The organism is Alkanindiges hydrocarboniclasticus, from assembly GCF_001982605.1.
GTDB classification, from domain to species: Bacteria; Pseudomonadota; Gammaproteobacteria; order Pseudomonadales; family Moraxellaceae; genus Alkanindiges; species Alkanindiges hydrocarboniclasticus.
Genome location: NZ_MLCN01000043.1, coordinates 1 through 20,634, shown reverse-complemented (window position 1 = coordinate 20,634; position 20,634 = coordinate 1). Strand labels below are relative to the sequence as shown.

General features: G+C 43.7%; 17 protein-coding genes. 2 read left to right on the top strand and 15 right to left on the bottom strand.

Annotated features, from left to right (window positions below; translation table 11 throughout):
- Window positions 1–95 precede the first annotated feature (95 nt).
- Window positions 96–989 (top strand): hypothetical protein, encoded by an 894-nt coding sequence (locus BKE30_RS13825; RefSeq protein ID WP_076879168.1) that lies wholly within the window; start codon window positions 96–98, stop codon window positions 987–989.
- A 98-nt stretch (window positions 990–1,087) separates the two neighbouring features.
- Here BKE30_RS13825 and BKE30_RS13820 read toward each other — a convergent pair whose 3' ends face one another.
- The 11 genes from BKE30_RS13820 to BKE30_RS13770 form a co-directional block, all read right to left on the bottom strand.
- Window positions 1,088–3,907 carry a DNA topoisomerase gene (locus BKE30_RS13820; protein ID WP_076879167.1) on the bottom strand — a complete coding sequence of 940 codons (2,820 nt, stop codon included), beginning with the start codon at window positions 3,905–3,907 and terminating at the stop codon, window positions 1,088–1,090.
- Window positions 3,908–3,925: 18 nt separating this feature from the next.
- Complete coding sequence (locus BKE30_RS13815; RefSeq protein ID WP_076879166.1) at window positions 3,926–4,777, bottom strand: hypothetical protein; 852 nt, start codon at window positions 4,775–4,777, stop codon at window positions 3,926–3,928.
- Window positions 4,778–4,882: 105 nt separating this feature from the next.
- Window positions 4,883–8,191, bottom strand: a complete 3,309-nt coding sequence (locus BKE30_RS13810) for a conjugal transfer protein TraG N-terminal domain-containing protein (RefSeq protein ID WP_076879165.1) — start codon at window positions 8,189–8,191, stop codon at window positions 4,883–4,885.
- A 12-nt stretch (window positions 8,192–8,203) separates the two neighbouring features.
- Window positions 8,204–8,830 carry a hypothetical protein gene (locus tag BKE30_RS13805; RefSeq protein ID WP_076879164.1) on the bottom strand — a complete coding sequence of 209 codons (627 nt, stop codon included), beginning with the start codon at window positions 8,828–8,830 and terminating at the stop codon, window positions 8,204–8,206.
- Between the two features lie 126 nt (window positions 8,831–8,956).
- A complete protein-coding gene (gene traN / locus BKE30_RS13800; protein WP_076879163.1) occupies window positions 8,957–10,588 on the bottom strand; it encodes a conjugal transfer protein TraN in 1,632 nt (543 codons plus the stop codon).
- A 14-nt stretch (window positions 10,589–10,602) separates the two neighbouring features.
- Window positions 10,603–12,132, bottom strand: a complete 1,530-nt coding sequence (locus tag BKE30_RS13795) for a hypothetical protein (RefSeq protein WP_143253762.1) — start codon at window positions 12,130–12,132, stop codon at window positions 10,603–10,605.
- A 180-nt stretch (window positions 12,133–12,312) separates the two neighbouring features.
- The gene (locus tag BKE30_RS13790; protein ID WP_076879161.1) at window positions 12,313–12,801 is read right to left on the bottom strand and encodes a hypothetical protein; all 489 of its coding nucleotides are present in this window, start codon (window positions 12,799–12,801) and stop codon (window positions 12,313–12,315) included.
- A 26-nt stretch (window positions 12,802–12,827) separates the two neighbouring features.
- A complete protein-coding gene (locus BKE30_RS13785) occupies window positions 12,828–13,022 on the bottom strand; it encodes a hypothetical protein (protein ID WP_076879160.1) in 195 nt (64 codons plus the stop codon).
- 196 nt (window positions 13,023–13,218) lie between these two features.
- A complete protein-coding gene (locus BKE30_RS13780) occupies window positions 13,219–13,722 on the bottom strand; it encodes an outer membrane beta-barrel protein (RefSeq protein ID WP_076879159.1) in 504 nt (167 codons plus the stop codon).
- Window positions 13,723–13,734: 12 nt separating this feature from the next.
- Window positions 13,735–14,754 carry a DUF4116 domain-containing protein gene (locus BKE30_RS13775; protein WP_076879158.1) on the bottom strand — a complete coding sequence of 340 codons (1,020 nt, stop codon included), beginning with the start codon at window positions 14,752–14,754 and terminating at the stop codon, window positions 13,735–13,737.
- 119 nt (window positions 14,755–14,873) lie between these two features.
- Complete coding sequence (locus tag BKE30_RS13770; RefSeq protein ID WP_076879157.1) at window positions 14,874–15,773, bottom strand: hypothetical protein; 900 nt, start codon at window positions 15,771–15,773, stop codon at window positions 14,874–14,876.
- Between the two features lie 688 nt (window positions 15,774–16,461).
- Here BKE30_RS13770 and BKE30_RS13765 point away from each other — a divergent pair.
- Window positions 16,462–17,760, top strand: coding sequence for a hypothetical protein (locus tag BKE30_RS13765; protein ID WP_143253761.1), 1,299 nt, complete (start codon window positions 16,462–16,464; stop codon window positions 17,758–17,760).
- Window positions 17,761–17,910: 150 nt separating this feature from the next.
- Here the strand turns inward: BKE30_RS13765 and BKE30_RS13760 are convergent, their stop codons facing one another.
- The 4 genes from BKE30_RS13760 to BKE30_RS13745 form a co-directional block, all read right to left on the bottom strand.
- Window positions 17,911–18,216: a hypothetical protein gene (locus tag BKE30_RS13760; protein WP_076879155.1), complete on the bottom strand. Its 306-nt coding sequence runs from the start codon at window positions 18,214–18,216 to the stop codon at window positions 17,911–17,913.
- A 36-nt stretch (window positions 18,217–18,252) separates the two neighbouring features.
- Entirely contained in the window at window positions 18,253–18,465 is a 213-nt protein-coding gene (locus BKE30_RS13755; RefSeq protein ID WP_143253760.1) for a hypothetical protein, read from the bottom strand.
- Between the two features lie 38 nt (window positions 18,466–18,503).
- The gene (locus tag BKE30_RS13750; RefSeq protein WP_076879153.1) at window positions 18,504–19,217 is read right to left on the bottom strand and encodes a hypothetical protein; all 714 of its coding nucleotides are present in this window, start codon (window positions 19,215–19,217) and stop codon (window positions 18,504–18,506) included.
- A 179-nt stretch (window positions 19,218–19,396) separates the two neighbouring features.
- A partial coding sequence (locus BKE30_RS13745; RefSeq protein ID WP_076879152.1) for a hypothetical protein occupies window positions 19,397–20,634 on the bottom strand: 1,238 nt, incomplete at its 5' end.

Below are 20,634 nucleotides of genomic sequence, written 5' to 3'. Positions count from 1 at the left end.
AATGATCGCATTAGCAGTTTAGTTCGATTTTATAATATAAAAATAAATATAAAAAGATATTCAATAAGTATTACAAAATTTAAAAGGAAATATATTTGATTAATGATAGCCCACTTGCTAATGTAGACTTACAGCGTGAATTTAATATACAGTGTAAAAGCAAGATCGTGAATGAATATAAAATGAATACATTAAGAAATTACGAAAGCCAGTTTAGGCAAGCCCTTCAGGTACTTTTCTCTGATGGTAGGCAGAATTTTAATTACACATCCAAAGGCATTCTCAAGCACCCCATTTTTACAGCAATGCGCCAAACGCATCAATTTAACAGTAATGTCTGGATTACTGAAGATGACCGCCTGCGGCTGAATGCACCAATCAAGCCCGACCAGCAATCCAGTGCGGCACTAATCAGGCTTGAGCCAAAAGGCAAGGTGCTGCAATTCTGGAATCTTGATCAGATACAGGGACTGGTTTATGGCCAGCACAAGGTTTATCCGGCATTAGATTCCATACAGCTCCGGTTACTACTGGAGAATATAGCCAGTAATTTTGCTGTTTCAATCGCCTATAACAGCCAAGATTACATGGTAAAAAACAATAAAATTTATTTATGTGAAAGTACTGATGCAGATTTATTGAATATGGAACTTCTGCAAGCCGTAATCATTGCAGCTTGCCGTATCCCCAATGGAAATATTAGTTTAAGTGTTGAATTGACAGCCCGATTGCTGGCCGAAAAGTTTAATTTTGAATATGTATCCCTCCAGCCTGAAAGACTTAAGCAAGGTTGGTCAGAGATGACACTGCGCGAGTACGAAAAAGCATTACAAAATGCCAAGAGCCTTGCCTATCAAATCTCGTATCGGGTTTTGGGTGATGAGCAGTTTCATACCCCCGAAAATCGCATTTATAAAACTCAGCGAGTATCTTTCTGGGATCGAGTGGTCATTCAACTATCACTCTTTGTGAACAATTTACGAGTCTAAAGACATTCTTGGCTTGCACCGGCAATACCATTGGGCAGCATTGGTATTACCCTTATTTTTCATGTGTAGCTCAACTTTCAAATATTCGGTCTATTTTATCAAACTGGTAATCTGAGCTTAATGCCCTTGATTCGTTTATTGGCTTTATCAATACTCAGGGAATAAAGCTGGTCTACATACTTTCCACTATCCTTAACTTCCTCAATCAGGCCAGCATGCTGTATGGTTTCCCCTTTAAGTAGCTTATTGATCTGTGTAGCAGTAAGCTTTTTCTTGGCATATTTAATAAAAAACTTAAATTCACAGGTATCGCACTTGATCACCGTTAAGTCATTTGTCAGGGTTCCCTGACAGTCTGTACAAGGACATTTCTTCTTCATGTCCTGCTGGGTATCATAATTCAGGCTTATTTCACCAGTTTCTTTGTTCAGAACCAAGCAAGCGGAAAATTTTTTGGAACCGTTTTCCTTTGATGAAATAAATCCTGTTAATGGTGGGGTTGTGCCCTTGGCCAGCAGGGTCGTAATTTCATCCGGTTTTAGGTTCCGCTTGGCAATCGGCGATTTCCATAACCTGAATTCACAACCGGTACATGAAATCAGCTTATGGCTTTCCTTAAGCGTATTTTCACAGTTTGGACAGGGGGTATCGATGACCTTGCCATCACTCAATTCAATCTTGAAGTTAAAGTCGTCATCCAAATAGATACTGGCCATAAAGGGCTGGCCTTTACTGCTGATAAAACCATCCAGATCATCAATACGTTTATTTTTGATAAGGCAATCCAGTTCATAAATACTAAATATACGTTGTGAAAGGCTCCTGCGGACTGAAAAGCCACAGGCTGAACTACATTCAACACTATAGCGTTCTATCAGTAATTCCGAATTACACCGTGGACAGGGATTGGCCAGTTTTGGCTCTGGCAGGGACGCATAAAGCTGTTTCATGCTGCTAATGATATTTTCGGTCGTTGTCTGGGTATAACGCATAAAACCATCAGCCTGTTCAGGCTCGCTCTGGATGATTTTAAGCTTATGCTCCCACGTCCCAGTAAAGTCAGCACTTATGAGCTCACGCACATTATTTTCCATCAGTATCTGGATTAGGTTAATGCCCAACTCCGTTGGGATTAATTTATTTCCTTTCCTGTAGACCATGGGCGGCTTTGGCGTATTATTTTTTGTGGTAGAACGAATCAGGTCTTCCAGTGTTTTTGCCTTGGTTGCTGGCGTTCCAATACCGGTTTTAAGTAATGCATCCTTGATATCCTGAGTTTCACTATCAATTTTACGCCCTGCATACTTCATGGCAATGATGATGGTGCCATCCGTAAAATAGACAGGGGGCTGGGTCTGGTGTTTGCTCTGGCCAATGGAAGTTGCAGTGACCTCTGCATAATTGCTCACATCAGGTAACTGGCATTCAGGCAATTTTTCCTTGAGCGATGCCTTTTCAACCGCAGTCCACCCCTTTTCTATTACAGTAGTTTCCAATGTCCTAAATGCATCTTCGCCAATAAAGGTATATCGCTCCACCGTTGCCGTTTGCAGGTTCTGTAAAAATACGGCCTTGAAGCGACTGACTATCAACAGGTATAGCTTTCGTTCATCACTACTGAGTTCAGTGGGTAGATTTTCTGTGGGTATAATTCCAAAATGATCCCCAACTTTCTTATTATTGAAAACCCGTGTTTTAACCTGATCAACATTGTCCAACGCCGTTTTGGCATACCCTGCGTAATCTTGCTCACTGGACTTTGAAAGCAATTCCAGAATCTTCTTGCATTGGTCACGCGAATCTTCTGTCAGATGCTTAAAATCAGTACGCGGATAGGTAATACACTTGTGTTTTTCATACAATGCCTGAGCGATTTCAAGGGTTTTTGCTGACGTAAACTTAAGGTCTTTATTGGCCTTGGCCTGTAGGGTATTAAGATCAAACAGGAATGGTGGTTTTTTGTGTATGACACGCTTATTTTGCTCTAGCCGTGTGACAGGCTTTGGTTTATCTCCAGCCATACAGCGGGAGATGATTTCCTGTGCCTGTGCCAGCGAGGTAATCTGGCTCTGGGTCTCTTCTACAGGAATACTTTCCTCGTCAGCAGCTTTGAGCTGGTCTATTTCCTCATTATCTACATCATCATCAGCGGTATTTAGCTGTTCAATCTGGGCGGTGAAATAGTCGGGTAGCTTGCCATCCGGCAGGTTAACCCATTTACCGGAATAGGCCTGTGCCTGATCCGCCTTTAGGCAAAAATCGGCATTAACCACCCAATAATCTGATTTGATAAAATTAGCAATTTCCAGATGGCGGTTTACAATCAGGGAAAGCATGTAGGTTTTTACACGTCCGACAGGCGTTACACCAACAGTATTGTACATGCGCTCAAAAACAGCAGTCATGGCGACTGAACCATTGATACCGACGATCCAGTCAGACTGGGTGCGGCAGTTCGCTTCTTTGGCCAAGCCCAAATAGGCACTTTCACTTTTAATTGAATGATAGGCCTTTCGTAACCCTTCCGATGTCATGCTCTGAATCCACATTCTCAGGACTGGTTTTTTATTTTCAGCCTTTTTCATTATCAACTGGAAAATAAGTTCACCTTCCCGCGCTGCATCACAGGCATTTACGATCTCCTTGATGCGGCCATCGTTGATTAATTTTTTAAGCACTTCAAATTGTTCGGCAGTCTGGGGAATAACCTCAAGTCGCCAGCTTTCAGGAGTGGGAATCACCGGCAGCTGACTGATCCCTCTGGGGGTATCATGGGCGTACTCAACCAGATGGCCAACTGCATAACTGATTACTACGGTCTTGCCATCAGTAAAGCCACCCTTAAACTGGCCATTAACATTCAGCATTAAGGCAATGGCGCGTGCAACTGAAGGTTTTTCTGCAATAATTAAACGCATTGTGCTATCAATCCGAAATTAATAAAAAGATTTGAATTCAATGACTTGATTTTGGTCTTTAATGAAAAAGCCTTTTTCACGCCCAAACCAGTCTGGATTAAAACTGTCACCGACCGAAAAAAGTTTCTGATACTGCCTATTGCCTGCAAACACCATGATTGAATTTTTGAATTCCCCGTTCATGATTTTTCGCCTGCGGTAATAGTCCTCCTGCAAGATAAAGGTCTTACCCAGAAGTTGAGGTTTCAGCTGGGGGGTGCATTGTTCAACCTTGAGGTAGTGAAAGCCATTTTTGCTATTCTTGAATATTTCACCACTTACCATGGTGCCATGCTCCTGAATCAGGCTAACCATGCTCATATACATTGCTTTAGGCAGTAAACTGGGTTCAGGGATGTGTACCACTACGGCTACGGGTTGTTTATCCTTATTCTGGCTATTGATCGCTGCCAAAAAACAATAACGCTTTTGCTCTTCGGTAATCGTTGAGCATTCAGAATAAGTATTTAGGCAAAATGGCTTATTGTTGGGTAAATTCTGTGCATCAATATGGCTACGGATAATGTAATAACGTTTTTTGCTATTTGGCACAATAATCTGTTGACCATTTGCCATTCTATACATGGCTGCGCTAAGCAGTTCGCCTTTCCCCCTGAATATATTGTTTATTTTTTGCCGGTAGTCATTGATACCATCAGGTGAAAGGCAGCGAGCCTTAATGGATATGATCACCTTGCCATCCTGAATTAAGGAAAAATAATTGCCCATAAACCAGCATTTTTCATCCATGAATAGGCTGTCTGGGTCAATGCTAATTGCATTATTTCTTAAGGTATCTATTAAAGATTTATATTGAAAACACTGCTGCATGATTAAGGCATTATTTAATAAAATAGATAATTTAATTAATATAGCATGTTTAATATTATTGGGATTAAAAAAGGGCTAATTAATTTAGCCCTTTCTTGAGGAAGCCTAGCGTATTTTTCCCTTATAGTCGGCAGGTGTGGTTGCAGTCAGTGAACCATCACTATTTTCAATTGCTCCCATGGGTGCCTGATAGTTGGAATTTGAGGGTTTATTGATTTCACCCGATACTGCTTTATCCAGCTGGGTAAATGCATCAGTGGTAGAAGCATTTGAAGTGGTAGGACTTCTGCCGACATTCTGGTCATTGGGAAGTAAAATCTTTCCGTATTTCTGCTTGTCGGCTGGACTCATCATACCCAGTACCTGCTCAACATTCTGCCGCTCACCGGCAGTCAGGTTGCGGGTACGATCTGCGGCCTGATCACCCAGCTGATTAATAAGATATGCACCCACGGCAGTATTACCATACTTGGCCATGATTTCACTTTTTACAGCTTCGGTTTGATGGCCGTAGGTCGCTTCTGCACTGGCATTTGCACCGTTAAATTTCCCTTCTAGGCCGCCTTGCCGAACTTCATGGACACCCTCACTGACACGCTGGGACACTTGCCCCTTGGTCGCTCCACCCTCCTTAGCCACCAGTCCGGTTGCATGACGTGCCCTTTCTGCATCCGCGCCTGATGTATCATTACTAATTTGCTGAACATTTGGGGCTTTAATATTCAGGCCTTCCTCAGGAATGGTAGGGTTAAATATCTGTGCTGCACCACTGAAGCCAGCAACCGCAGCCACGCCATCTGCTGCATATTCACGGATAGAGGCGTTTTGTGTACCCATTTGCTGAGCAGTCAGCAGTAATGCCGCTGCCTTGCGTTCATTGCCCATATCCGCGTTAGCCAGCTTGCCGGTATCGGTATGCTCCTCAAGGTGATGGAGCTGGGTTTCATACTGTTTCTTGAATTCCGGATTAGCCTCAGCCAGCTGCTCACCTTTTTCAATCAGCCCATTGGTCAGGTCTTGTTCACCCTTAAAGCGGTTAAGAAGCTGGGTACCATTCACGTCAGTTCTGATTAACTGTGACTGGCTACTTTCAATTGAGCGCATCTGGCTTTCAGTCTGAGCAGCAGTCTGGCTGGCCTCACGGGCTTCTGCAAAATTATTGGAAGACGCTAGCCGTTCTGCATAGACCTTATTCAAACCGGCTGTAACCGCAGCCATACTGGTAGTACTCATGGTATTGGTCTGGGTATTACCATAATTTCCACCATGGGTATTGGTATAAAGGTTGCTATTTCCGACACTGGATTGACTGCCACTGCTATCATTCTGGGTGGACAGGGCGGTTTCAGTGGTGGATTGCGATTTTGTACCGGTTGCAGTGCCTTTTCCATTTACTCCTAATGCACCACTAATCCCACCTCCTGATCCCCCACTTCCAGCTGAACCGCTGACAGCACCAACGACAGAAGCACTACCACTCCTACTTGCTTGGGCAGTTGTTGCATTTTGCTGGGAGTCAGAGTTAACGCTGGCGGTACCTGAGCTATTGACGGTACCCGAAGTCTGGCTCTGGCTGCCCAGATAGGCCATATATGCGCCATATTGTTCTTGATTAATATAACCCTTGGACTGGGCATCCTGCGCAATTTGCTGGCGTGACCATGAGTTCTGGTGGCTTTTTTCATAAGCCGCCAGTTTGGAATCTGTTTCCCTGAAACTATCCTGAATTTCCTTGCGGTAACCCATGGACTGGGCATAGCTTTGGCTGGCTTGTCCCGAGCTGCTTAAGGTGGACAGGCTTTGTTTGCCGGTCAGGCTTGCCACATCCCCCTGCATTGTCAGGTACGATTTATTGCCGGCAATGGCATCCTGCTTCATCGAATCGGGGGTATTGCGCTTAGCATCATAACCCTGATCAGCGGCCTGATTCATGCGATCAGCCAGTTTAGAAGCCGGAAAAAGCATGCCTGCAAAAATGCCCATGCAAATTGCCGGTACTGATGCCATAAGGCTCGATGCCAGTGCCAGCTTTTGCGAAATTGAGGCATAAAAAGCAGGGGCATTGGCCAGTGTTAAAATGGTAGGACTGCTTGTGGTTGCCTTGAATTTGATCAGATCATTTTCGACCTGCATGCCGATGTAGTAATTAACCATGGCTGCGATGGGAAGCCACAGGTTGGCTGAAATAAAGAAAGTTAAAAAGCCAAATAAAACCTTCATCCCACCCATGGCATTCAATACAATCATCAATACCATAATGGGGAACAGAATATAGGCAATAAAAATTAGCATATTTTGGCCATCATTCATGATACGGACAAAACCGGTGCCGGAAGCTGCTGCTTTTTCTTTCCATTGTTCAGTTGAATCTGCCCAGCTGGAGCAATGACTGATAGCCTGAAAGTCGGTTGCATCGGTGGCACACATGGAAGCACCGGTGATGATCGGGTGAGTTAGGGTTCCCATCACAAAGCGGCGTGCATCCAAGCTTTGCATCTTGAACATCCGGTTAAACATGGTTTCCATGTCATCTTGGTCAAATTTAACCTGTCCACCCGTGTTGGCTGAGTTTCCTTCCATATTGGTCGTAATCAGCTGCTTCAGGAATATCTGGTTAGCCTGCGTGGGTATAATCGGATTTTGGGTGGTATTGGATGTACCATCATAGAAACTGTTTAAGGAGGTCTCTAGCTTGGTGGCTGCATCTGAACAGGTAGTTAGGTATCCCGTTGGATTAAGTGGGGTATATACAGTCGTTAAGGCACCATTTGCTTTGACCGCAGTAATGAATTTACCCCATGGATCAGCTGAAGCCAGATAAGCTTGGGGATCAAATTTATCTGACTGGGAAGCACAATCAATATAAACCTGATTGAGTGATTTGGTAAAATTAGGATAAATAGAAGCAAATTCACTGCCGGAATAACGCAAGGTGTTTAACAGCTTAAGCGGGGTAACATACCCCTCTTCTGTAATCTTGGTATAGGTTCCGCTAACGGTTGAAAATACGGTTTCCACTGCCTCAGTCAGGGCAAAGCTGATCCCGCTGACAGCACTGGCTGGCAATGCCAAGCCTAATGGCACGTTACTTACCTTTACGGCGGTTCCCCCGCTTCCGGAGGTGTAGATATCCTCAACGTTGACATCGACCTTCGGGGCAGTCAGGACAAAATAAACGATCATTGGCGTAATGAAGTTTTTCCAGTCCCATTGGCGTTTGAGTGCCGCGTTGTAGATCAGGATAATCAGCATCAGGGTCAGGCCAAATAGCGCGCCCATGCCCAAACCCAGTGGGTTATTGCCATGCCACAGGGTAAAAGTACCGTTTCCGTTAAACAGCATGGCCACGCCGTTGAGGACTTGCTGGAAGGGTTTAACATCGCCCAATGTAAATATTGTAAATGCTACAGCCATGTTATGACCCCCTTAGCTTAAGCTGCCCTTGATTGTTTTGGAATGACAGACGGTCTTGGCCATGTCCTGCCAGTAATCCACTAAAGAACCATCTGTTCTTGGCGTATTCTGGAAAGTAAACCGGAAATAGACTTCAACACATTGAGTTTGCTCATCATTGCCATCGGCCATACGTAATACCTTTAAGGGGTAAACTTCACCGATTCGGGTGCTGATATATAAATTTCCCTGTGCCCGTGTTCCTTGACGTAAGGCCTGTTCAAGCTCGCCCTTGATCTGGGCATGTAATGCTGAGTCAAAGTAATATTGCGCTTCGATCATGGCATCCAAGTCGTAAGTAATGGCCGGTACTGCGGTAGGTGCCTGGTCTTCTTCCTCGGCAATGCGGCTAGAAGGCGTTAGTACATTTTTCTGGCTCTGGATAAAATCAGGCAAGCTGGGCTTGAAAGATTCATGATAAAGAGGCTTGGTTCCACCTGTTTGTAACGGCGCATGATCCATTTCTGGGGTCACATCCTTGATGTTGATGCGGCTGGCTTTCCAGTCGGCATAGACATTGAGGCCAATCATGCTGGCCAAGACAAATGCTAACGAGGGTACGGCAATTTTCTTGGCAATATGTGTTTTAGAATTATTCATGGAATGCTCTCCAGCTACCTTGCAAGCTTGTAAATGATTGGGTCTGAACGCCAAAATTGTTGGCTTGATAGGGATTACAGGCCTGCCCTGTAATCCATGGATTGAATGAGAAAAAGCGCCCTGTTGTCATGGCGTACTACCTGAGCTCGGATAACTGGATAACTGCTCTTTCTCTTTTCGCTCTTTTTCTTCCCGTTCCTGTTCAGCTTTTACCAAGGCTGCAATCTGGGCATCGGTAAGGTCAGTTGCACCCTCTGCATCATCCTGACTGATACCAATCGTGGTATTTTTCGGGGCGGTAGGAGCGCTACCCGTAATTTCTTTTTGGTATTGCTGGTTTTCATCACGCGTTTTAATGTCCTGAGCTTCACGGCTTTGGCTTAAATTGCCATCAGCATACTTGGGATCATTTTCCAGCTTGCTGATACGATCCGAGGCACGGTCTGTCCAGAAATTCTGGTCAGCAACGGTACCATCAAAGTTTCCATTGTCTGCCATCACTTGGCTATAGAACTCGGAAAAGTCGATTTTGCTCATGTCAATTTTCTGGAATTCTGTTACCGTAAAACCGGTACAAACCGGATTTTTTGGGTCACCAAAATTAACTGTTCCATACAGCTGCTGACGCCCCTGCTGGTTAAATATCTTTGCAATGGTTGAGTTATAGCAGCAGTGGCCTTCACTTTTGCGAATGCAGGCACCTAACACTTTTTTGCTGCAATACGTACCAGCTGGCAGGCAAAGATTGGCACCGCGACGCATGGATAAGGTGGCTTCTTCCTGTGTCGGACTACAAATCAGCACTTCCTGAACAACGTACATGGCCACGGCAAGAGCAAGGCCGGTCGGGCTAAAGTAAAATCCGTTTAGGAAACTTCCTGAGCCGGCACTTGAAAACAAGGGAGTGGCACCGTTGACTGCTGCTGCACCGCCACTTGACCAGCCAAAGCCCATATAACTGATATTAAAGTTGGGTACGCTTGCTGCATTGCCTACCGCTGAGGATGAAACACCAGAAGCAGCTCCAGCAGCACCTTGGGAAAACCAGCTTTTTGCAGCATATAGGGCATCATGAACATAGGGAGTAGCTTTATATTTGGCGTAGTCAAATCCATACTTGGCGGCTGAATACATTCCTTTCATCGCCAGTTGGTTGACTGAACCGAACCGGCCACCTGAACCGCCCCTCATTGGTTTTTTTGTACAGCATCCTTCATTGATGCCACCATAGCCCAGACGGCAACGACCCGCCTCACCGTTAAAGATGGTCAGGGAGTCAGCATCCATATATGTGCCGATTTCACGGGCTGTCTCCAGCATGGCCACAACCTGTGCCATGTCCTTGTCAGCTGGAGCGGTCAAGCTGCTACATTCTCCATTTTCACAGTATTTGACGCTTTCGCAGGTTGAGTTGCTTGTATTTACTGCGGCTGTAGAGCTAGCTGAGCCTCCGCATGACATTTCCAGTTTCTGGTTCGTGCAAAGTCCATTAGCATCCACAGACGTGCATTTGGAACTGACCTGAAAGCATCCTTGGCCTTTAAGGGTATTACAAAGTGGTTCTTCAGTCGTTTCGCGGCATACACTGCGGGTTTGCCACTCCCAGCAATCCTTGTAAATACGCTGGCCACCCACTGTTCGGGTCTGGTTTGGCGCAGAACAGACCTTATTGGTGGTCTGGCATATTGGTTCTGCCATGCTGGCTAGACTGGAGAGCAAACTGACCAGCCCAAGCATAAAGATAATGATTTTATTCATATAATTTTCCTTAATTATGGGTTGGCACATGAATTTTGGTCTTCCTGCTCATAGCAATCGCAGGCCACGTCTACATCAAACTCAGCTCTGGTGTTAAATAAGCTGATGACATTGAAGGTTTTGAGGGTCAGCGTATTTTTGCCGTCCTTAAGAAATGGGCGCAGGTCAGTTATTTCATTGGACGAACTGACCTCATCACGGTGATGAACGTAATAGCCATTACTTCTAACCAACTGGTTATTGATCAGGATTTGAATGCCATCATCCCATGCGGTCTTTTTGAGGGAAAATTTACCTAAAGCGGCTGCATTTTTTAGGTCAAAACTATAGGTAATTACTTTTTCACCCAGATCATAATTACTGCTGTCACTGGTTGCTCCGACCACCAGCACCCCATTTGAAAGCGACAAGGTGTAACTGAGTCCCCCTGAAATGACAGAATCAAGCTTGAAGGTACTGGCCAAGATACCACCTGAAGCGCTACAGATACCGGCTGTACTCTGATTACACACTTGAACTGTTTTAGGAAGGCAGGTTTCAACCACACAGGTTTCTTGCCCCCAGCTCTCTGTACAAGGACAATTCTCTTTTGCCTTGATCGTCACTGATGATTGATAGGGGCCGGCATGGTTGCGGTTCTCAAGAACAACCTCATTATTACCGCTGACCAGATATGGCTTTAAATCCTTGATGTAGCTAACGGGGCTTCTTGAATAGTCATCATTACTGGCATACCAGTTTGCGGCCAAGACTTCTTGCCCATTGATTGATAGCCTTGTCCCGTTATCATAGTAATAAGTTTGAAGTTCAAAGATTTCGGTTTCCTTGACATCTTCAATGTCCATTTTGAAAGTGGCTTTTCGATAGCCACTGCCTTGGCCACTGCCAATACCAAATGTCAAAATGTTATTTGCGTACGTAAAGCTGCCTTCGGAATCCTGCTTGATAATTTTGTCAGGATTTATCCCACCTACGCCACTACAGGTGTTGCTGCTCTTAGAGGCACATGTCATGTTTAAGGGAGTGACACAACGTTTAATCGTATTTTTTGTGGTGGCATTGCAGCTGGCGACTTGGCCTTTGGTTTTAATGGGCTGGTCAGGGTCACATTGTAAAGAGATGCCATTAGGGTTATTTTTTTGAGCCTTTAAGAATTTATCAGTCAAAATCAGCAAGGGATCAGTTTTAGGATCAAGCTTGAATGTGCCTTGAACCTTGGAGTTATAGGTGGTCAGATTGATGGCATTGCACTGCTGTCGCTTTTCCTCGGACATGGAATCAAGACTGGTCGTATTGCAATAATTTTTTAACGCAGCGCCCTGCTGGTTTGGAATCTTACTGGTGTTATATGTGGATGCTTCACTAACGTTAGCTGAATAGTTAGGCACTACAGTCTTAAAGTCGGTATCGCTAACCTTGGTATGTTCAGAGGTAGAAAGTGCCTTGCCCTGATTGACTGCCTCACTTGCACTAATTGCAAAAACATTAGGAGAAAGAAATAAGAGTTTAGCGACCACCGATGCTAAAACTATTCTGTTTATCATTTCTTTAAATGCTGCCATAAATAAATAATGACATATCTTAACAAATAAAAAATAAACAAAATATATTTATTAAATAATTAACAAAATAGATAAATTAATAATTATTGAAAATAACAGTCTATGGATAAGTAAAGCTGACCGATAATGCAGACCATAACCCGTTATTAAGCCTAAGCGTAGCTAAAGACTATTCAAAGTCAGTAAGGTATAGTATTGAAAAGGAATATAAAACTTTGCATCAGCCCAGCGGGAGATTGCCTTTGCTGATAATTCCCTTGTCCTCTGGTTTTGCGGGATCAGCTTAAAGGTCTGGGGGGTAATTTCAACGGCCTTAGTGCACAAAGCTGGGGTTAAGAATTCCTCTGGTATATAAGCTATAGCTTCAGGAAAAGCTGTCACAGCATAATCGCAAATTGCACCATCAATAAATTTTTTTGGTATTAGGTTAATGGCAGACTCCCCGCCATCTAGGGCTGCTTCAAGAATACCATGATCAATGTGATGTTCAGGTACATAAGCCAATGCCCTGAAATTTTGTTCAACGGCCAAGAAACAGTAATAATAATCCCGTTCAGATTCCTTAAGGGTTTTCAGATTTAAACCATTGCTTTTTAAAAGTGCAATGATTTGGTTATGGGCAAAATCATCATGTGGTTGAAGTAAGCTCATAATATTTAATCAAAATCTTTGGTTAATTAATCATCAAAAAATGGGTTAAAAGGTGCATTAACCATTTGTTCAGCAGTCATGGGAAAAATATTTCCATAACCCATAAAATCATTGATAGGTTTTTTTTGAGGAACAGTTTTTGCAAAATCTCTGATCATCTTCGGATCAAACCGCAAAACTGGCCGCTGTCTACTTGCATTTAATAGGTTTTCTACGTTCATATTATTTCCCCAAAAGACGAATACATTAACTATTATTGTCTATAGGGCATCATACGATAGTTTAAGAAAATTTGGAAATGCAAGCACCCAAACCACGAAAAATCATGGTAAAAAAACGTTTTAATACAGTAGTTTAATTCTGAATTTTAATGGTTACAAATTTCTCTCCTAATCTAACTGCCTCATACAGGAATGGTTAAAAATGAAACACTAGGTTTGCCCCATAATGACGAATTTCCTGCAACCGGTCATATCCTATTTCAAGGTTCAGGTTGTCCAGAATCTTGAACCCGATTCCGGCACCAGCAGCTAAATCCTGACCATCCTCATTGCGATTATTCATCTTCAATTGCTGATAGCCGAGGCCTACCCGAAGCTTGCCATACATAAAATCATTAAAGGTACTACGATAGACTGCATAGGCAGCAAGCGCCTGTGATTTCACTGAACCTGTTGTATTTGCCTTATTGTCAAATTCCTGTGTATAGCTATATTCCAGTTCGGCAGAAATTCGACTGTCATACTCATAGCCAGCCCCTGCTGTAATTGAAGTGGCCTTGGTAAAATCACCCTTAAACTGCTTGTTGATGCGGTCACCTGCATTTTCTGCCTGACCATAACCCAGCATAAAGTAAGGTTCAGCATGCGCTACAGGTACACCTGCCAAAAGTATGGCCATGCCGCATAATTGCTTTTTCATAATGGAATCTTCTTAAAGCTTGATTGTTTTGCCCAGCGCCTGCTGGTGTTTATAAATCCGGATCGGGTTGGTGAGCTCATCATTCTCCACAAAATTGATGAGCGCAGGCTGTTGCTGAAGCACACCTTCCCAAAGTTGCGGGTTGGCAATGCGCAACTGTTTAGGTACATGAATGATCAGGGCGGGATTTTTCCCAACGGCGATCTGGCATAATTCGTTAGTGAGCATGGCATGCGGGATTTTGGGGAAATAACGGACATCGGTTGTTACCAACCGGCTGGCCAGTGATTCCCGAATTAATTCTAGCGGGTAAATTTCAACGGCGTTATAACTAAATGCCGGATTTTCCCGTTGCTTGGCCAAGACTTCAGCATCACTAAATAACCGAAAAAAAGGGTGAGCCATAATTGCATCAAGCATCAGCGGATTATCGTAGATGTGTTCGGGGAAAAGCTGGATGTTGTTGATGTCACTGGCCATGGCCAGCTGGCACATCTCAAAACTGCGGTCGGCCATGGGCACCCACTTGATCAATTCACCATTCATGGCCACAAGCTTTGCCATGGTCGTGAGGTCGCGCTCGGCCAGCGGTATCTGTTCAATAAACTTGGGATCAATGGTAATCAGGCGGTTTAGGTAATTCTGGCTGCGCTTGCGCGTGGGAATATACTGGTTGGCATCGATATTCTGTTCGATGGCCATAATGGCCAGTTCTTCATCAATCCGGTTTTCCGGCAGGTAACGAATCCAGTTGCCATCTTCGCTGACCAGCTGGATCACAATATGGCGGGGTAATTTATCCCTGACGAAATACTTGACATACTCTGGCCGCTTGGCGAGTAATTTCTGGATCACCTGCTCACTTAGCAATTCAACCTGAATGTCTTTAAACAGGTTTTCATCCCCATATAAGGCAGCAAAGCGAATCTGGTCATCAATAAGATGGTCAGGCAGGGATAACAGGCTGGACGGATAGCGTTGAACCAGCTCCAGAGCCTGCTGGCGGGTTGTTACATTACCAAGAAAATTCATGCCGGATTCCGGAAAACCAAAAAAAACCCATTCAAGAATGGGTTAATGAATTAGGCTAATAATAACTTATAATAATAAAAATATTAATAGAATAAATCATAAATCTATTAATTAAATAATTAATCAAACATTACGAGATTTGAGAAGCGAATAACCTTATCAGAGACCCGATAGTCGGTGAAACTAATAATCGCCTGCTCCATCAGGCTGATCTTGCTGCGGTAAATATTATGATCCAGCCATTCATGCAACCATGGAGGGGACAACACGGTAAAAGTTTTGACCTTTGATTCCTCATGGTAAAGCATATCATGGTTGATTTTGGGAAAGTGATAAACAACCCTGCCATTGGGAAGGCTACAAGCCATGGCATAGGTTCCCTTGAGTTCAACGATGTTTTCTGAAAAAAAACTGTTGAGGATTTTGCCACTAAACGTCTCATTGACATTACAGGTACCCAAGATGGAACCATTCACATCCAGAAGCCGGATAAAAATGGTACGCTGGTTAATGGTCTTGGCAAAGTTACCTTCATCAGTATTGGGTAGTGGTGAGGTATCGCGGTCGGCCTCAAGCTTCGCTTCGTTAATCCGGAAGGTTTCACTGATGGCCTGTTCAACCAGCTTGGCATAGGAATTGGTACCACGGCACTTGTCCATCAGTTCAATCAGGTAGGACTGTAACTTGTTGGTAGTGTTGTATTTGGTTCCCATGCGCTTGGCATTGCGGGCACCCCCCTCAATGGGAGCGTTAAACCAGAAGGGTGTGGTCATCCAGCCGATCGGGCTTAGGTAAATGCTGTCAGTGGCATTGCCAAGCTTTACCATCACCTCTTCCTGATAGCCAAAATTCTTGGCAATCAGGTCAGTAATTTCCTTATATGATGCATTTTTATACTTCATTAGCGTGGCACGCTGTTTGTTAATCACATACAGGGTGTCATCTTCACTTAATTTAAGTGAATTTTGGGAAATCTTCCCGAAAGTTTTAATATTGGCAATATTATTTAATTTAGGCATTACAACCTCTGCGTATTTATATACGTGGCATTATGTCACCAATAAATAAAAATGGCAATATAAGGTAAATATTCCAAGTTAGTGTAAGACCTGAAAAAAGCCTGATTTTATCGGCTACATTTATGGGTGAACCAAGGAAAGAGACTGTTTACAGCTGGCTGATTGTGTACCTTCTCTTACATACCAGCGGCAGCTTTATTCTGGCCTGCTCCTCTTCGTTCACGTCTGTTGTTTCGTTAACTTCTCATTAATCGTTCCCGAATTAGGAAAAACAAAGCATGGGGCTGCCCTGCTCTTTGTCGTGTCCGAATAATTTATTCGATTTCGAAAAAGGGATTCGATGACGAAAAGGTGATCGTGAACGAATCAGGGTAATGAGAAAGGAGGTTTAATTGAATGGGAGGAAATAATGGAATGGCCGTTAGTATGGATTAGTGGGGTAAGTGATACCCTTCCCAATGCTTTGAGTATGTTTGGTTCACCCATAAATGTAGCCGATAGAATGGGGTGGGTTGACAGCCATACTGGTTTTTATATAGTCTAATCAGGCCGGTTGAATGCTAGCCACAACTTACTGGCCATATCTGTCCTGACAGTGATGTAACCCAAAACTTAATTGATTGATTCTAAGTTAATGACATCGAACCCAAGGCTACCCTTTCGATTGTCTTAGCTAAACGGAGCAATCATGTCTATTATTAGCCCTACCCTTCCCGATACTGCCGCTCTTCGTGATTATCTTTCCGGAGACGGCCAAAAGACCCCAGCGCAGGCAATAAAATATGTGGCCAAATATCTTGGCGAATATTTGCAGCCTGATTCGGTGAAATTTCCTAAACTCATTGAGCGGTTTAACCATACCCAATTGCTGAATATGGTGACAGCATCCCATGGGTTTAAGGATTACCAAAGTGCGGTTCAATGGCCAGCCTCCCAGCCAGTCAAGGTTCCTGCCCCGTTTTATATTGCGCCTGTATCCCCGATGGCCAGAATGGAGCCAGCGCCTACAAGGCACATCACCTTGCTAACCGAAATGGTTAAAGGCTATCTGGCCAAGAACCATGATGCCGAGCCCGATGATTATGAGTTTGTTGCACAGGGCATTGCCATGGCCATACAGCAGGTGGTGCATGAGTGTGGCTTAAGGTTAAATCTGCACGCAGTTTTCTGGCATCCGGTTTATGATCAGCATCCCTTTGCATCAGCTGGCCATCAGCTGACTGAAAACCAAAGCCATTGTCATAGCTTAAGAAAAATTATCCTGAAGACAGGCCTAGATCGGGACTTTATGGATTTTGCCGGCAAGCCCCGCTTTCGCGGGGTTCAGCCCATTGGCCAGCCAAATCACGCTGCGACCCTGATTGCTAACCAACTGGATGGAAAAGTGGCTCACCCGTTTCCTGAGTTAGAGAGCGAACAGATTCTGGCCAAGCTCCACCATCACATGATGCCCCATCATGTAGAATCACTAAAAAGCATGGTGCAAGCCGGACGTGCCTGCCATGTCATTATGGCTCCACCAGTTACGTTATTTAATCCCCATAGCTATGTCACCTTTAATCCGGATGGAAGTTTGGGCACCCTGCTGGCACTTGATTTCATGATCCTTGAAAGTTATGAATCCATGTGGCGAAATTCACCAAGGATGCTCAGTAACCGGTTTATGGCCAGTGCACTGAAAGCGGAACCCGAGCTTCGGGATTATTACCAGACTGGTTTTTACATGACTTACCGGACACCACCCGAAATTATCCAGCCCGTATCGATGGAGCGGTTTATTAAGTCCAAGAACAGACTGGATGGCTGGAGCCATGTCACACTGGATAATGACCAGATCAGAATTGACCAGCACTTACTTGCAAGGATTCTGGGCAAGCCCATTGAGGATTTTCCGTGCTTACGGTTTTGTGAGACTTGCGACAGCTTTTACCTGCAAGGGGTAACTGCTGAAACTGGCCATAGCCGGTGTTCATTAATGAGCGCTTAAGGGCTCGTCCACCTATGGTCAGAACATTCTGGCCATAGGCTCCCATAGCTTGGGCAATCCGGCAAACCCTAAGACTGTGCTGTCCAAGCATCTGTTAAGTGAGCGATCCAGTCATGCTTTAGAATGTTAGTGATGATCCAGTCTGGACAGTCATTCATTGGTTTGAGGGGCTGTGTACATCAGCATCCTGATCTGCTTGTAGGGAATTTGCCGAACCTCCCCTGATTGCTCTGTGAAGATCATTTCCTTATGCAAGAAGTGATGATGAAAGGAACCATTTAACTTACAATTTATTTTGCAGTCGGTAAGCTCAAGGGTGGCATCCTGAATGACGATCTTACTTTGCCGGTAATCCATCCATACAAGATATACTAAACCTGCGAGCAGTACACCGATACAAACGACCCGCTGATACAGGCTGAAAAGCTCTTTTGGTGCTGATGTACTCAAGGCCATTAATTTTTACTCCCTTCAATCCTGTTGTTGGCCAGCTTAACTATCAAACATACCAAATGAGATCACGGCGATCACCAAACTGGTGACCATCGCCTCAATGAAGTATCTGTTTTTCTTGCGTTGCATGTCATTTGCATCAATATAGAGCCAGTTCAGGCTGGAGATGTTTAAATGCGCCACTGTGGATCGGCCAATAAAAAAAAGCCAGCATATATAACTCATAAAAAATAATAGATGTTGCGCAGGCATGGAAATACTCATTCCTATATTTTGGTATGGATTACAGGTTAACTGGCCAAAACTGGTCTATGGCAAATGTGATAATGCTGGGTTATGGGCTGACGGGTATATTTATTGGTCGGGGAGCCATTACCGCAATAGGGATCGGATTTCTGTCCTAGCCGGTCGTTAACCTGAAAATCTGGGTCACTGGCCAGTAATACTATCTGAATCGCCTTTACCACCTCGGGATTGCCAATCACCCATTCAGGCATTGGTGCATCTAGTGCTACCTGTACTGCCATGAATGTAGGGGTATCTTCCTGCTCAAGGCCAATAAATAATAAGTCCAGTGTATTCAGTGAGCCTTTATCGTTCCAGACCACAGGGTCGATACTGGCATAAAAGCCCTGATAGGGAGCGTGGTCAAGTTCAAAATAACAAACCTGTTGAGGCAAATGGCATAACTTTTCAAGCGTCAGTGCTTTTGGTAATGGCCTTTTGGCATATTGGTTCATGAGATCAGGACTGACTTGATAGATTCCCCTGAAGTATTGCCAGCCGACGACCGATTTAATCGCCATTAAATGAGAGACGGCCTGTTCTTTATTCGTAAAATTTGCCCCATGATTTCTTCGCAGTACTTCCCCAATAATACCCATGGGGATGAATGCATAAGGAAGGTTTGCATCATAAACTTTGAGTATGTCCACAATCACGCGATCAATCAGACCATTGTTTAACAGCAGGTCACGTTTCAGCATTTCATCGGGTAAAGACATAAAATAAGCCTAATGATTAAATAAAGGGAGCACAGCCCAGCACGCCATAAAGCAGATTATTTAATTAATAAACAAAAAAGGCAATATATAAATGTTAATAAATCGTGAACTAAAGCACAAAAAAAACATTTACCTTGAAGTAAATGCTCTTTTTTATAATAGATGGAAAATCAGATAATTTAATGAATGACGCTTTCCAGCATTTCAAAACCCGAAGGCTGACGCTGAAAATATAAGGGGTTGCTGAGGCATAAATTATTAAGCACTTGTTCGTCGAGATAGCGCAAGGCTTCAGTACGGCTATTTAAATTCGGGGTTCCCCATTGTGTAAACAGGGTACGCAGAATGTCCTTTTTCTTCAGGATCGCAAATGCTTCATCATAAACAAGGCAGTTATGAATATACTCAAATGCAATGCTGGCCGGAACCAGAATACGGTTGAGCTGGGCTGGATTAATTTCTGCCGGCAAGGCATTAAGGATTAATTCAAAGCATGCCCGATTTGCTGTAGGAACGACATTTGAATTGTAGAAAAATACAGCCCATTTCAGGAAATCCTGTTGCTGGATCAGTAGGCGCTTTGCAGGACAGCCAATCCTGCTGATCCAGTGAATAAGTGCAGGATCACTATTGTGGTTGCCAGCACCAATTTGTGAAAACCAGTCACTGGTGGTGAAAAGTTGCTTATTGCTTAAATAACCCTTACCGACAATAGCCAACAACGGCAACATCTGGACATGATGATGAAAAATATGTGCAACTGTTTTGTGTTCATTAAAGAAATGGGTATAGCGCTGAAGACAGACATGATCAAATGCAATACACATGGCAACCGCAAATTCATGTGAATAAAGCATATGGTTTAGTGTCTTAAACAGCGTATGGATATTTTCCTGACGGAAAAAATAGCCACGGCTAAAAAATGGGTGAGCCCGTAAGGCCAAATGGATTGTAGAATGAATTTCCTTAATGGTTTTTTGGGTCATCCGGCCAGCATAGTGTACCAAGGCCTGCCACAGTTCTTCACTGGCATTGTTAATGCGTTTTTCATGGCAGTCCATTTCATCAATGCTGGTTGCACTTAAATCTTGGCTACATAACATGAGATCAGCATTAAACTTGAGGATTGTCAGTTTGACATTCAGCTGATCCTGCTCAACCCAATCATTTTGATGGATACAGAATTCAAAAAAACGTAAGTTATTTCCGTCAGTTAAATCAATTTTCCAAATATTGAACAGGGTAAAAACTTGGCCTTCCAGCGCAATAAAGTTTTCACCAATTTTTTCCGCAATTTTTGCAACTTGATTATTAATATCATTTTGTAGCATTAAAATTAGCTCACAAGGCTTTGTATGTGTCGTGTAATTGTAATTAAACTGACTTAAATATTCAACAAATAATAACAAAATCATTA